Source organism: Streptococcus oralis, from assembly GCF_003943415.1.
GTDB lineage: Bacteria > Bacillota > Bacilli > Lactobacillales > Streptococcaceae > Streptococcus > Streptococcus oralis_BJ.
This window is the reverse complement of the sequence record NZ_RJPK01000009.1, coordinates 1-12,799: the sequence shown is the minus strand read 5'-3', so window position 1 is coordinate 12,799 and position 12,799 is coordinate 1. Positions and strand designations below refer to the sequence as shown.

Annotated in this window: 12 protein-coding genes and 1 pseudogene; 12 read left to right on the top strand and 1 reads right to left on the bottom strand. The window is 42.1% G+C overall.

The window, feature by feature from the left end; all coding sequences use genetic code 11:
• Nucleotides 1-38: 38 nt before the first annotated feature.
• From D8801_RS09225 to gap, 7 genes are all read left to right on the top strand, one after another.
• Entirely contained in the window at nucleotides 39-662 is a 624-nt protein-coding gene (locus tag D8801_RS09225; protein WP_125849354.1) for a ribonuclease P, read from the top strand.
• A gap of 117 nt (nucleotides 663-779) precedes the next feature.
• The gene (gene tkt, locus D8801_RS09220; RefSeq protein WP_125849352.1) at nucleotides 780-2,756 is read left to right on the top strand and encodes a transketolase; all 1,977 of its coding nucleotides are present in this window, start codon (nucleotides 780-782) and stop codon (nucleotides 2,754-2,756) included.
• Nucleotides 2,757-2,873: 117 nt separating this feature from the next.
• A complete protein-coding gene (gene yajC / locus D8801_RS09215) occupies nucleotides 2,874-3,194 on the top strand; it encodes a preprotein translocase subunit YajC (RefSeq protein ID WP_125849350.1) in 321 nt (106 codons plus the stop codon).
• 47 nt (nucleotides 3,195-3,241) lie between these two features.
• Nucleotides 3,242-3,685: a low molecular weight protein-tyrosine-phosphatase gene (locus tag D8801_RS09210; RefSeq protein WP_125849348.1), complete on the top strand. Its 444-nt coding sequence runs from the start codon at nucleotides 3,242-3,244 to the stop codon at nucleotides 3,683-3,685.
• A complete protein-coding gene (locus tag D8801_RS09205; RefSeq protein ID WP_125849346.1) occupies nucleotides 3,672-4,082 on the top strand; it encodes an MORN repeat-containing protein in 411 nt (136 codons plus the stop codon). The genes D8801_RS09210 and D8801_RS09205 overlap by 14 nt, the downstream gene beginning before the upstream one ends.
• A gap of 299 nt (nucleotides 4,083-4,381) precedes the next feature.
• A complete protein-coding gene (gene adhE / locus D8801_RS09200) occupies nucleotides 4,382-7,033 on the top strand; it encodes a bifunctional acetaldehyde-CoA/alcohol dehydrogenase (RefSeq protein ID WP_125849344.1) in 2,652 nt (883 codons plus the stop codon).
• 298 nt (nucleotides 7,034-7,331) lie between these two features.
• On the top strand, nucleotides 7,332-8,342 hold the full coding sequence (gene gap / locus D8801_RS09195) for a type I glyceraldehyde-3-phosphate dehydrogenase (protein ID WP_000260678.1): 1,011 nt from the start codon (nucleotides 7,332-7,334) through the stop codon (nucleotides 8,340-8,342).
• Nucleotides 8,343-8,409: 67 nt separating this feature from the next.
• Here the strand turns inward: gap and D8801_RS09190 are convergent, their stop codons facing one another.
• Nucleotides 8,410-9,285, bottom strand: a complete 876-nt coding sequence (locus tag D8801_RS09190) for an RluA family pseudouridine synthase (protein WP_125849342.1) — start codon at nucleotides 9,283-9,285, stop codon at nucleotides 8,410-8,412.
• Between the two features lie 86 nt (nucleotides 9,286-9,371).
• Between D8801_RS09190 and pbp2a the strand changes: the two genes are divergently transcribed.
• The 5 genes and pseudogenes from pbp2a to D8801_RS09980 all read left to right on the top strand — a co-directional run.
• Nucleotides 9,372-11,567, top strand: coding sequence for a penicillin-binding protein PBP2A (gene pbp2a, locus D8801_RS09185; protein WP_125849340.1), 2,196 nt, complete (start codon nucleotides 9,372-9,374; stop codon nucleotides 11,565-11,567).
• 52 nt (nucleotides 11,568-11,619) lie between these two features.
• Nucleotides 11,620-11,772: a 50S ribosomal protein L33 gene (gene rpmG, locus D8801_RS09180; protein ID WP_001809375.1), complete on the top strand. Its 153-nt coding sequence runs from the start codon at nucleotides 11,620-11,622 to the stop codon at nucleotides 11,770-11,772.
• A 9-nt stretch (nucleotides 11,773-11,781) separates the two neighbouring features.
• The gene (secE, locus tag D8801_RS09175; RefSeq protein ID WP_000505776.1) at nucleotides 11,782-11,958 is read left to right on the top strand and encodes a preprotein translocase subunit SecE; all 177 of its coding nucleotides are present in this window, start codon (nucleotides 11,782-11,784) and stop codon (nucleotides 11,956-11,958) included.
• A 52-nt stretch (nucleotides 11,959-12,010) separates the two neighbouring features.
• Nucleotides 12,011-12,547, top strand: coding sequence for a transcription termination/antitermination protein NusG (nusG, locus tag D8801_RS09170; RefSeq protein WP_000376732.1), 537 nt, complete (start codon nucleotides 12,011-12,013; stop codon nucleotides 12,545-12,547).
• A gap of 119 nt (nucleotides 12,548-12,666) precedes the next feature.
• Nucleotides 12,667-12,799, top strand: a pseudogene (locus D8801_RS09980) (sigma-70 family RNA polymerase sigma factor); the annotation flags it as partial.

Below are 12,799 nucleotides of genomic sequence, written 5' to 3'. Positions count from 1 at the left end.
TTGTCCTGATTTTTTATTAGAAAAGGGAGAAGAAACAGATGATGGAAGCAATCAGGAACTATCTATCTTATGCAGGTATCCAATATCGTCATCCAGATAAGGCTGGAGATGAGCGAGAGAAGATGCTGGAATTGCGCCACAAAGGGCAGGAGGCTCGCAAGGCTTTTACGAACTTAGCCAAGGCCTTCCAGGAAAAGCATCCAGAATGGCAACTGCAACAAACTAGTCAGTGGATGAACCAAGCGCAGCGCTTACGACCATATTTCTGGGCCTATCTACAGAGAGACGGAGAAGTGACAGAACCTATGATGGCCTTGCGCTTGTATGGAACACCCGCTGATTTTGGGATTTCTTTGGAAGTCAGTTTCATTGAGCGCAAGAAAGACGAGCAAACCTTAGACAAGCAAGCCAAGATTTTAGAACTTCCAACGGTAGAAGGAATTTATTATCTAGTCTATTCAAATGGGGAAAGTCAAAAGGTAGAAGCCACAGAAGAAGATCGTCAGCTCTTACGCGAGAAGGTGCAATGTCAGGAAATTCGTAAAGTTTTGGTCAAGGCAGATGTTTCCTTCATTGAAAATCAGTCAGTAGAAGCGATATTGGAGAAGCTAGAAGACGCTTATACTCGATTGTTGCCTTACTATGAGGTGACGAGGGGATAGAAAATCAAATGTGTTAGATGAACGCAAATTGTTTTATTGCTATTCTATGCATTTTTTCATATAATAGTAAAATAGAATGTGTGAACTACTAATCACCTCAAAGAGAAAGGAAATTCTATGTCAAATCTATCTGTTAATGCAATTCGTTTTCTAGGTATTGACGCCATCAACAAAGCAAGCTCAGGTCACCCAGGGGTGGTTATGGGGGCTGCTCCAATGGCCTATAGCCTCTTTACAAAACAACTTCGTATCAATCCAGCCCAACCAAACTGGATCAACCGCGACCGTTTTATTCTTTCAGCAGGACACGGCTCTATGCTTCTTTACGCCCTTCTTCACCTTTCTGGTTTTGAAGATGTTAGCATGGATGAAGTCAAGAACTTCCGCCAATGGGGTTCAAAAACACCAGGTCACCCAGAATTTGGCCATACTGCAGGGGTTGACGCTACAACTGGTCCTCTAGGACAAGGGATTTCTACTGCTACTGGTTTTGCCCAAGCAGAACGTTTCCTTGCAGCCAAGTATAACCGCGAAGGCTTCAATATTTTTGACCACTATACTTATGTGATCTGTGGAGACGGAGACTTGATGGAAGGTGTCTCAAGCGAAGCGGCTTCATACGCAGGCTTGCAAAAACTAGATAAGTTGGTTGTTCTTTATGATTCAAATGACATCAACTTGGATGGTGAGACAAAGGATTCCTTTACAGAAAGTGTTCGTGACCGTTACAATGCCTACGGTTGGCATACAGCCTTGGTTGAAGATGGAACAGACTTGGAAGCTATCCATGCTGCTATCGAAACAGCTAAAGCTTCAGGAAAACCATCTTTGATTGAAGTGAAGACTGTTATTGGATACGGTTCTCCAAACAAACAAGGAACTAATGCTGTACACGGTGCCCCTCTTGGAGCAGATGAAACGGCGGCTACTCGCCAAGCTCTTGGTTGGGACTATGAACCATTTGAAATCCCAGAGCAAGTTTATGCTGATTTCAAAGAAAATGTTGCAGATCGTGGCGCATCAGCTTATCAAGCTTGGACTAAATTAGTTGCTGACTATAAAGAGGCTCATCCAGAACTGGCTGCAGAAGTAGAAGCCATTATTGACGGCCGTGATCCAGTTGAGGTGACTCCAGCAGACTTCCCAGCCTTAGAAAATGGCTTCTCTCAAGCAACTCGTAATTCAAGTCAAGATGCCTTGAACGTTGTAGCTGCTAAGTTGTCAACCTTCCTAGGCGGTTCAGCTGACCTAGCTCACTCAAACATGACTTACATCAAAACGGACGGACTTCAAGACGACGCTAATCGCTTGAACCGCAACATTCAGTTTGGTGTTCGTGAATTTGCAATGGGAACGATCTTGAACGGGATGGCCCTTCACGGTGGACTTCGTGTATACGGTGGTACTTTCTTCGTCTTCTCTGACTATGTGAAAGCAGCTGTCCGCTTGTCAGCCTTGCAAGGACTTCCTGTGACTTATGTCTTTACCCACGATTCTATTGCAGTTGGTGAAGATGGTCCAACTCACGAACCAGTTGAACACTTAGCAGGTCTTCGTGCCATGCCAAATCTCAATGTTTTCCGCCCAGCAGATGCGCGTGAAACTCAAGCGGCTTGGTACCTTGCCGTGACAAGCGAAAAAACACCAACTGCCCTTGTTTTGACACGTCAAAACTTGACTGTCGAAGAAGGAACAGACTTTGATAAGGTTGCAAAAGGTGCCTATGTTGTCTATGAAAATGCAGCAGACTTTGACACTATCTTGATCGCAACAGGTTCAGAAGTTAACCTAGCAGTAGCAGCAGCTAAAGAATTGGCTAGTCAAGGCGCAAAAGTCCGCGTAGTCAGCATGCCATCTACAGATGTTTTTGACGCGCAAGACGCAACATACAAGGAAGAAATTCTTCCAAATGCAGTTCGTCGTCGTGTTGCAGTCGAAATGGGTGCAACCCAAAACTGGTACAAATATGTTGGTCTAGATGGGGCGGTTCTCGGTATTGATACCTTCGGAGCATCTGCCCCAGCACCAAAAGTATTGGCGGAGTACGGATTTACAGTTGAAAATCTAGTCAAAGTCGTTCAAAACTTGAAATAATCGCAGAAATCAGAGTGAAAACTCTGATTTTTTTATTGCCATAAAACAAGGCACAACCTTGTAAAAGTAGCTGAAATTTGATATAGTAGTCCTATGTAAAATACAAAGGAGAAAACAATGGATCCAAATATTACTTTCTTAATCATGCTTGTAGGGATGATGGCCTTGATGTTCTTTATGCAACGTTCTCAAAAGAAACAAGCACAAAAGCGTATGGAAAGCTTGAACAAGCTTCAAAAAGGCTATGAAGTCATTACAATCGGCGGACTTTACGGAACAGTTGATGAAGTAGATACTGAGAAGAAAACAATCGTACTGGATGTAGATGGCGTTTATTTGACTTTCGAATTGACTGCAATCAAGACAGTGTTGCCACTCAAAGAGGCTGTGACACCAGAAGGAGCAGTTATCGACGAAGGTGGAGCAATCGAAGAATAAAACGGGATCTATCACTCCCGTTTTTCTATGAGATGAGAGGAAAAGGGATGAAAAAAATAGTATTTGTTTGCCTAGGAAATATTTGCCGCAGTCCCATGGCAGAGTTTGTGATGAAATCTATAACGAGTGATTATCAAGTTGAGAGTCGTGCAACATCATCATGGGAACATGGCAATCCGATTCATAAGGGAACGCAAGGGATTTTCCAGCAATATCGGATCCCGTATGACAAAGACAAAACATCACTCCAGATTCGTAGAGAAGATTTTGAGTCATTTGATTACATTATCGGGATGGATGCTTCAAACGTTTTAGATCTGCGTCAAATGTGTCCTCAGGAACTACAGCACAAAATCTACTCTTTTGCGTCTGAAAGTGTTCCAGATCCTTGGTATACAGGGGATTTTGAGGAAACCTATGCGCGTATCACAAATGGATGCCAAAGCTGGCTAGATCGTTTAGAAAATGAGAGTGACAATGGAAAAGCTTAAAGAAATCTTCGAAAAATATCGAGTTTATCTAACTCGCCCACATATAGAGATTGCAACAGTCCTTCTAATCGCTATCTGTGCCATCTCGGTTTTTCTACTAAACACACCTAAACAGGGTGTTCTGACACTTGATAATGGTGCACTTGTTTATGATGGAACCGTGGTAAGAGGAAAGATGAATGGTCAAGGAACCCTGACCTTTGAAAATGGGGATCAATACACAGGTGAGTTCAACAATGGGGCCTTCAATGGTAAAGGAACCTTCCAGTCCAAATCTGGCTGGAAATATGAAGGTGATTTTGTAAATGGCCAGGCTGAAGGTCAAGGGAAGTTGACTACAGAGCAAGAAGTTGTCTATGAAGGCAGCTTTAAACAAGGTGTCTTTCAACAAAAATAATAGCCTCCTAATCAGGGGGCTATTGTCAAAAACGAAAAAGAAAACGCTTTCTAGAAGTGGAGTCGATGTCTGATTATCAACGAGAAAAAACTTTGTGAAATAAAAAATTTTTTATCACAATTTCACAATCATCCAAGCAAAACTCTATTGCGCAGCCATATTGAGAAAAAAATCACAATCTCATAAAAATTCTTTGTGAAATGCTTATGAAACGGTTTACAAAGTCTTGAAAAAGAGTTATAATAAACTTGTGAAAAAATTAACAAAGGATTAAATCCTTGAAGTCTATGGAGGACAATATGGCTGATAAAAAAACGTTAACACCTGAGGAAAAACAACTCGCTGCTGAAAAGCATGTCGACGGGTTAGTGAAAAAAGCCTTGGTTGCGCTTGATGAAATGCGCAAGTTGAACCAAGAGCAAGTTGACTATATCGTGGCAAAAGCTTCGGTTGCAGCTCTTGATGCACATGGTATCCTTGCACAACATGCGGTTGAAGAAACTGGTCGTGGAGTATTTGAAGATAAGGCAACAAAAAACCTTTTTGCCTGTGAACACGTTGTCAATAACATGCGTGGTGTTAAAACTGTCGGTGTTATTGAAGATGACCCTGTTACTGGCTTGACTAAAATTGCAGAGCCTGTCGGAGTAGTCTGTGGTGTCACTCCAACAACAAACCCAACATCAACAGCTATTTTCAAATCACTCATTGCTTTGAAAACACGTAATCCAATCGTTTTCGCCTTCCACCCATCAGCTCAAGAATCTTCTGCTCACGCAGCACAAATCGTTCGTGATGCAGCTATCGCGGCTGGAGCACCTGAAAACTGTGTTCAATGGATTACAGAACCATCTATGGAAGCAACTGGAGCGCTTATGAACCACGAAGGCGTTGCAACTATCCTTGCAACTGGTGGTAATGCCATGGTTAAGGCGGCTTACTCATGTGGGAAACCAGCCCTTGGGGTAGGTGCCGGAAACGTTCCTGCTTATGTAGAAAAATCTGCCGACCTCCGTCAAGCTGCTCACGACATCGTTATGTCTAAATCATTTGATAATGGTATGGTCTGTGCATCAGAACAAGCTGTTATCATTGATAAAGAAGTGTATGACGAATTTGTAGAAGAATTTAAATCATACCACACTTACTTTGTAAACAAAAAAGAAAAAGCTCTTCTTGAAGAATTCTGTTTCGGTGTGAAAGCAAATAGCAAAAACTGTGCTGGCGCTAAACTAAATGCAAACATTGTTGGTAAACCAGCTGCATGGATTGCAGAACAAGCAGGATTTAGCGTTCCAGAAGGAACAAACATCTTGGCTGCAGAATGTGCAGAAGTAGGACCAAAAGAACCATTGACTCGTGAAAAATTGTCACCAGTCATCGCTGTCCTAAAAGCTGAAGATACAGAAGACGGTCTTACAAAAGCTCGTCAAATGGTTGAGTTTAACGGACTTGGTCACTCAGCAGCTATCCATACAAAAGACGAAGAACTAGCTAAACGCTTTGGTACAGAAATCAAAGCAATGCGTATTATCTGGAACTCTCCATCTACTTTCGGTGGTATCGGTGACGTATACAATGCCTTCATCCCATCATTGACACTTGGATGTGGTTCATACGGACGCAACTCAGTTGGTGATAACGTGAGCGCAATCAACCTTCTAAACATCAAGAAAGTAGGGAAACGTAGAAATAATATGCAATGGTTTAAAGTTCCTTCAAAAATTTACTTCGAACGCAATTCTATCCAATACCTTCAAACATGTGAAGATATTGAACGCGTTATGATCGTTACAGACAAATCAATCGAAAGACTTGGCTTTGTTCAACGTGTTATTGACCAATTGAATGCACGTAGCAACCGTGTAACCATCCAAGTCTTCTCAGATGTTGAACCAGATCCAGATATCACAACTGTAGAACGTGGTGCTGAAGTGATGAAAGCATTTGAACCAGATACTATCATCGCTCTTGGTGGTGGTTCTCCAATGGATGCGGCTAAAGTGATGTGGCTCTTCTACGAACAACCAGAAATCGACTTCCGTGACTTGGTTCAAAAATTCATGGATATCCGTAAACGTGCCTTCCGATTCCCGTCACTTGGTAAGAAAGCGAAGTACATCGGTATTCCAACAACTTCAGGTACAGGTTCAGAAGTAACACCATTTGCCGTTATCTCTGACAAGAAAAACAACCGCAAATACCCATTGGCTGACTACTCATTGACACCAACGATTGCGATTGTTGACCCTGCTTTGGTTGAATCAGTTCCTGACTTCATCGCTGCTGATACAGGTATGGACGTCTTGACTCACGCTACTGAAGCTTATACTTCAAACTTTGCCAACGACTACACAGACGGTATTGCACTTCAAACAATCAAGCTTGTCTTTGAATGGTTGGAAAAATCTGTTAAGACAGCTGACCCAGAAGCACGTGAAAAAATGCATAATGCGTCTACAATGGCTGGTATGGCCTTCGCCAATGCCTTCCTTGGTATGAGCCACTCAATGGCCCACAAGATTGGTGGTGTTCACCATACTGTTCACGGACGTACAAACGCAATCTTGCTTCCATACGTCATCCGTTACAATGGTACTCGTCCATCTAAGACGACTACATGGCCTAAGTACAACTACTGGAAAGCTGATGAGAAATTCCAAGACATCGCGAAAATGCTTGGCTTGCCTCACTCAACTCCAGAAGAAGCAGTTGAAGCATACGCTAAAGCTGTTTACGACCTTGGTGTTGCAGTAGGTATCAAGATGAACTTCAAAGACCAAGGAATCAATGAAAAAGCTTGGAAAGACAGCTTGCATGAAATTGCTCTTCTAGCTTATGAAGATCAATGTTCACCTGCAAACCCACGCTTGCCAATGGTAGCTGACATGGAAGAAATCATGGCAGATGCTTACTATGGTTATGCAGAACGTCCAGGACGTCGTAAATAATCGTTTATCAGCCTAGAGGCAGGAGAAATCCTGTCTCTTTTTATAACCCTATTTCTGAAGTTAGAGTCGAACTGTGAGAAGAGAAGATTATGGAGATAGGATAGAAGATCCTAGAAATAAAAGCTTAGGTGAATGAAGGGGATTGAAAAGTAGAAAAGCAAGATAGAAAAACAACGCCCGTACTTGCAATTCTACTTAAATAGTTATATAATAATAATGTTGAAAGGTGATTTGTAGTGATTCAAGTTACTCTTTTCACAATAAAATTTTCAGGATTTTCATAAGGAGGAAATCACTAATGGTAGTTAAAGTTGGTATTAACGGTTTCGGACGTATCGGTCGTCTTGCTTTCCGCCGTATCCAAAACGTAGAAGGTGTTGAAGTTACTCGCATCAACGACCTTACAGATCCAGTTATGCTTGCACACTTGTTGAAATACGACACAACTCAAGGTCGTTTCGACGGTACTGTAGAAGTTAAAGAAGGTGGATTTGAAGTTAACGGTAAATTCGTTAAAGTTTCTGCTGAACGTGATCCAGAACAAATCGACTGGGCTACTGACGGTGTAGAAATCGTTCTTGAAGCAACTGGTTTCTTTGCTAAGAAAGCAGCGGCTGAAAAACACTTGCACGCTGGAGGAGCTAAAAAAGTTGTTATCACTGCTCCTGGTGGAAACGACGTTAAAACAGTTGTATTCAACACTAACCACGACGTTCTTGACGGTACTGAAACAGTTATCTCAGGTGCTTCATGTACTACAAACTGCTTGGCTCCAATGGCTAAAGCTCTTCAAGACAACTTCGGTGTTGTAGAAGGATTGATGACTACTATCCACGCTTACACTGGTGACCAAATGATCCTTGACGGACCACACCGTGGTGGTGACCTTCGTCGTGCTCGCGCTGGTGCTGCTAACATCGTTCCTAACTCAACTGGTGCTGCTAAAGCTATCGGTCTTGTAATCCCAGAATTGAACGGTAAACTTGACGGATCTGCACAACGTGTTCCAACTCCAACTGGATCAGTTACTGAATTGGTAGCAGTTCTTGAAAAGAACGTTACTGTTGATGAAGTGAATGCAGCTATGAAAGCAGCTTCAAACGAATCATACGGTTACACAGAAGATCCAATCGTATCTTCAGATATCGTAGGTATGTCTTACGGTTCATTGTTTGACGCAACTCAAACTAAAGTTCTTGACGTTGACGGTAAACAATTGGTTAAAGTTGTATCATGGTACGACAACGAAATGTCATACACTGCACAACTTGTACGTACTCTTGAATACTTTGCAAAAATCGCTAAATAATTCTTGAGTCGATAAAAGCAAGGCCAGAAGGCCTTGCTTTTTCTATATGGAAAAATGGATGCTAGTGTCATCCATTTTGTTTTAATTCTGTTTCGAAAGTATCCGAGAAGGCGGTGAAACTCAATTTTTCTAAGGTGAGTGGGTGGGTAAAGGAAAGGCGAAAAGCGTGAAGCATGAGTCTGTTTGCATTGGACGTCGTGTTATAGAGAGGATCGCCTATGATAGAATGTTTATGATGAGAAAGGTGAACACGGATCTGATGCGTTCGACCGGTCTTTAGTTTGCAACGAACTAAGGAAGTTTTGTTTGGGAATTGCTTTAATCTGCTTACATGCGTTTCAGCATATTGCCCACTTTTGGCGTCTACCACTCGTTTTCGGCGATCATGACGATCACGACCAATTTTATCTCGGAAGATAAGTTCTTTGTTCCCCACTTGCCCCTCTACGAGTGCCCAGTACTCACGAGCGATTTCCTTTTTTTCCAACAAACGATTGAGAATAGGAAGGATAAAAGGATTTTTGGCGAAAAGCACTAAACCGCTTGTTTCCATATCCAGGCGATGAACGACATAGCAAGTTTGGCCGACGTAGGCAGAGACATGGTTGAGAAGGGCGATTTCATCTTGTTGATTACCGTGCGTTTTCATCCCTTCGGGTTTGTTGACGATAATGAGATGTTGGTCTTGATAAACTTCCTCAACAAGGTCTGGATTGCCCAAAAGGATTTCTTTTGGGGGATAATCTTCCTCGTCAAAAGTCAACTGGCAAACATCCCCTGGCTTGACCATCACGTTCCAGTGAACTTCTTTGTGGTTAATTAAGATGTTCTTCTTTATTCTCAAAAAATGGCGGATTTTTCTAGGGATGAGGAGTTGTTCCTCTAGGAATTGCTTGACCGTCATTTGAGGCAAGGATTCGGGTAATGTAAATGTGAATTGCATACAGATATTGTAACAAAAAAAGCCCTATTTGGATAGGGAGTAGCTAAATTCTTGAGTTCCTATGGTGAAGATGATAAAATAAACGCATGAAATTAGATAAATTATTTGAGAAGTTCCTTTCTCTCTTTAAAAAAGAAACGAGTGAATCGGCGGAGCCTGATTCGACTAGCATGCGTCGTTCACGGAGCGATAGAAAAAAATTGTCCCAAGTAGGCCCAATTCGGAAATTTTGGCGTCGTTATCATCTGACAAAGATCGTCATCATTTTAGGGTTAAGTGCTGGTTTGCTAGTAGGAACCTACCTATTTGCAATAGCCAAGTCTACCAATGTCAATGATTTGCAAAATGCCCTGAAAACGCGAACTCTGATTTTTGACCGTGAAGAAAAAGAGGCAGGAGCCCTGTCAGGTCAAAAGGGAACCTATGTTGAGCTGACAGATATCAGCAAAGACTTGCAGAATGCTGTCGTCGCGACAGAGGATCGTTCCTTCTATAAAAATGATGGGATTAACTACGGTCGTTTCTTTCTAGCCATCCTTACAGCAGGCCGTTCTGGAGGGGGGTCCACTATCACCCAACAGTTGGCGAAAAATGCCTATCTGTCTCAGGACCAAACCGTTGAACGAAAGGCCAAGGAGTTTTTCCTAGCCTTAGAATTGACAAAGAAATACAGCAAGGAGCAAATCCTTACTATGTACCTCAATAACGCCTACTTTGGAAATGGGGTCTGGGGCGTAGAGGATGCGAGTAAGAAATATTTCGGCGTATCGGCTGCGGAATTAACCCTTAATCAGGCGGCGACTCTAGCAGGGATGCTCAAGGGACCAGAATTGTATAATCCATTAAATTCTGTTGAGACTTCGACCAACCGTAGGGATACTGTTTTGCAAAATATGGTTGCAGCGGGTTATATTGATAAAAATCAAGAGACCGAAGCGGCTGGGGTAGATATGGCTTCTCAACTGCAAGATAAGTATGAGGGTAAAATTTCTGATTATCGTTACCCATCTTATTTTGACGCAGTAGTCAACGAAGCAGTATCCAAGTACAATCTCACAGAAGAAGAGATTGTCAACAACGGCTATCGCATCTATACGGAACTTGACCAAAACTATCAAGCAAACATGCAGGTTATTTACGAAAACACTTCGCTATTTCCAACGGCAGAAGACGGAACGCATGCTGAATCAGGTAGTGTTGCTCTAGAGCCTAAAACAGGTGGGGTGCGTGGGGTTGTCGGTCGCGTAGCTGGTGATGACAAATCAGGCTTCCGTAATTTTAACTATGCAACTCAGTCTAAACGCAGTCCAGGCTCGACGATTAAGCCTTTGGTCGTTTACACTCCAGCTGTGGAAGCAGGATGGGCTTTGAACAAGCAACTGGACAACCACACCATGCAGTACGACAGTTATCAAGTGGACAATTATGCAGGGATTAAGACTTCTCCTGAAGTACCTATGTATCAGGCCTTGGCAGAATCACTCAACCTACCAGCAGTTGCGACTGTAAATGATTTGGGAATCAATAAGGCCTTTGAAGCTGGGACGAGATTTGGTCTGAATATGGATAAAGTTGACCGTGTTCTCGGAGTTGCCCTAGGTGGAGGAGTAGAGACGAATCCTCTTCAGATGGCACAAGCCTATGCAGCCTTTGCTAATGAAGGACTGATGCCTGAGGCGCATTTCATTACTCGTATCGAAAATGCCAGTGGACAGGTCATCAAGAGTCATAAAAATTCCCAAAAACGAGTGATTGATAAGTCTGTGGCTGATAAAATGACCAGCATGATGCTAGGAACATTTACCAATGGTACAGGAATTAGTTCGTCACCAGCGGATTACGTTATGGCTGGTAAAACAGGAACTACTGAGGCTGTTTTTAATCCGGAATATACCAGTGACCAGTGGGTGATTGGTTATACTCCAGATGTTGTAATCAGTCACTGGCTCGGCTTCCCAACAACAGATGAGAATCATTATCTAGCAGGGTCGACCTCTAATGGAGCAGCCCATGTCTTTAGAAGTATGGCTAATACCATTTTGCCTTACACTCCAGGTAGCACTTTTACAGTTGAGAATGCTTATAAACAAAATGGTATTGAACCAGAAAATACGAAAAAGCAGGTCGTTGAAAATGAAACGAACCATTCCGAGGATCCGCTAGAAGATATTCGTAGCCGAGCTCAAAATCTTGTAGACGAAGCGGGACGTGCGATTTCGGATGCAAAGATAAAAGAGAAAGCCCAGACAATCTGGGACTCTTTCGTCAATCTCTTTCGTTAAGAGGCTTGTCAAAGCCTAGGTTTCTTGTTATAATAGATAAGATGGAGGCGTTATGGCACTAAAAAAAGCAAGCCTAGCTTGTGCAGTTTGCGGTTCAAGAAATTACTCAATCAAAATTAGTGGGAACCCCAAGCCAACACGACTAGAAGTAAATAAATTTTGTAAACATTGTGGAAAATATACGACACATAGAGAGACGAGATAGGAGAGAACAATGGGTTTTATTAAGGATATCTTCAAACTTCTTAAGGAAACAACATGGCCGACTCGCAAAGAAAGCTGGAGAGATTTTCGCTCTATTATGGAATACACAGCCTTCTTTGTGGTCATCATTTATATTTTTGACCAATTGATTGTTTCAGGTTTGATTCGATTTATTAACATTTTTTAGAAGAAAAGTGGAGAACTTCTGCTAGCTTTCTTCTATTATGAAAGGAAATATCATGGATAGTTTTGACAAAGGATGGTTTGTTCTACAAACTTATTCTGGCTATGAAAATAAGGTAAAAGAAAATCTATTGCAACGTGCACAAACGTATAACATGTTGGATAATATTCTACGCGTTGAGATTCCAACACAAACCGTGCAAGTTGAGAAAAATGGAAAGAAAAAGGAAGTTGAAGAGAATCGCTTTCCGGGTTATGTCCTTGTAGAAATGGTCATGACCGATGAAGCATGGTTTGTTGTTCGAAACACACCTAACGTAACAGGATTCGTTGGCTCACATGGAAACAGATCAAAACCAACTCCATTATTGGAACAAGAGATTCGTGATATTCTGGTTTCAATGGGACAAACTGTTCAAGAGTTTGATATTGACGTTGAAGTTGGTCAGACAGTCCGAATTATTGATGGCGCTTTTGCAGACTATACAGGTAAAATTACTGAAATCGATAACAACAAAGTGAAGATGATTATCTCTATGTTTGGTAATGATACGATTGCAGAAGTAAATCTCAACCAAATTGCAGAATTATAACCGCAGAGAGGCAGTGCCTCTCTTTTTGTGTGCCGTTGAGAGAGGAAGAAGTATAGAATAGAGGAAATAGACCATGGGTTCGTGCATTTTGCTAAACTAAATGCAGAAAGGAGAGGTCTATGAATCTGAAAGAGTTGTATGAAGAAAGTAAAGGGATTGTAAACAAGTGCCGCAAAGATTATCATCTACATCTGTGGGAGAAAGAGGACTGGGACCAGGAGGGGATGCTGTGTCTGTATGAGCTAGTGAACC

Bases quoted from the DNA above. Each gene is read 5' to 3' on its own strand.
- D8801_RS09225 (WP_125849354.1), top strand. From the start codon at position 39: ATGATGGAAGCAATCAGGAACTATCTATCTTATGCAGGTATCCAATAT.
- tkt (WP_125849352.1), top strand. From the start codon at position 780: ATGTCAAATCTATCTGTTAATGCAATTCGTTTTCTAGGTATTGACGCC.
- yajC (WP_125849350.1), top strand. From the start codon at position 2,874: ATGGATCCAAATATTACTTTCTTAATCATGCTTGTAGGGATGATGGCC.
- D8801_RS09210 (WP_125849348.1), top strand. From the start codon at position 3,242: ATGAAAAAAATAGTATTTGTTTGCCTAGGAAATATTTGCCGCAGTCCC.
- D8801_RS09205 (WP_125849346.1), top strand. From the start codon at position 3,672: ATGGAAAAGCTTAAAGAAATCTTCGAAAAATATCGAGTTTATCTAACT.
- adhE (WP_125849344.1), top strand. From the start codon at position 4,382: ATGGCTGATAAAAAAACGTTAACACCTGAGGAAAAACAACTCGCTGCT.
- gap (WP_000260678.1), top strand. From the start codon at position 7,332: ATGGTAGTTAAAGTTGGTATTAACGGTTTCGGACGTATCGGTCGTCTT.
- D8801_RS09190 (WP_125849342.1), bottom strand. From the start codon at position 9,285: ATGCAATTCACATTTACATTACCCGAATCCTTGCCTCAAATGACGGTC.
- pbp2a (WP_125849340.1), top strand. From the start codon at position 9,372: ATGAAATTAGATAAATTATTTGAGAAGTTCCTTTCTCTCTTTAAAAAA.
- rpmG (WP_001809375.1), top strand. From the start codon at position 11,620: ATGGCACTAAAAAAAGCAAGCCTAGCTTGTGCAGTTTGCGGTTCAAGA.
- secE (WP_000505776.1), top strand. From the start codon at position 11,782: ATGGGTTTTATTAAGGATATCTTCAAACTTCTTAAGGAAACAACATGG.
- nusG (WP_000376732.1), top strand. From the start codon at position 12,011: ATGGATAGTTTTGACAAAGGATGGTTTGTTCTACAAACTTATTCTGGC.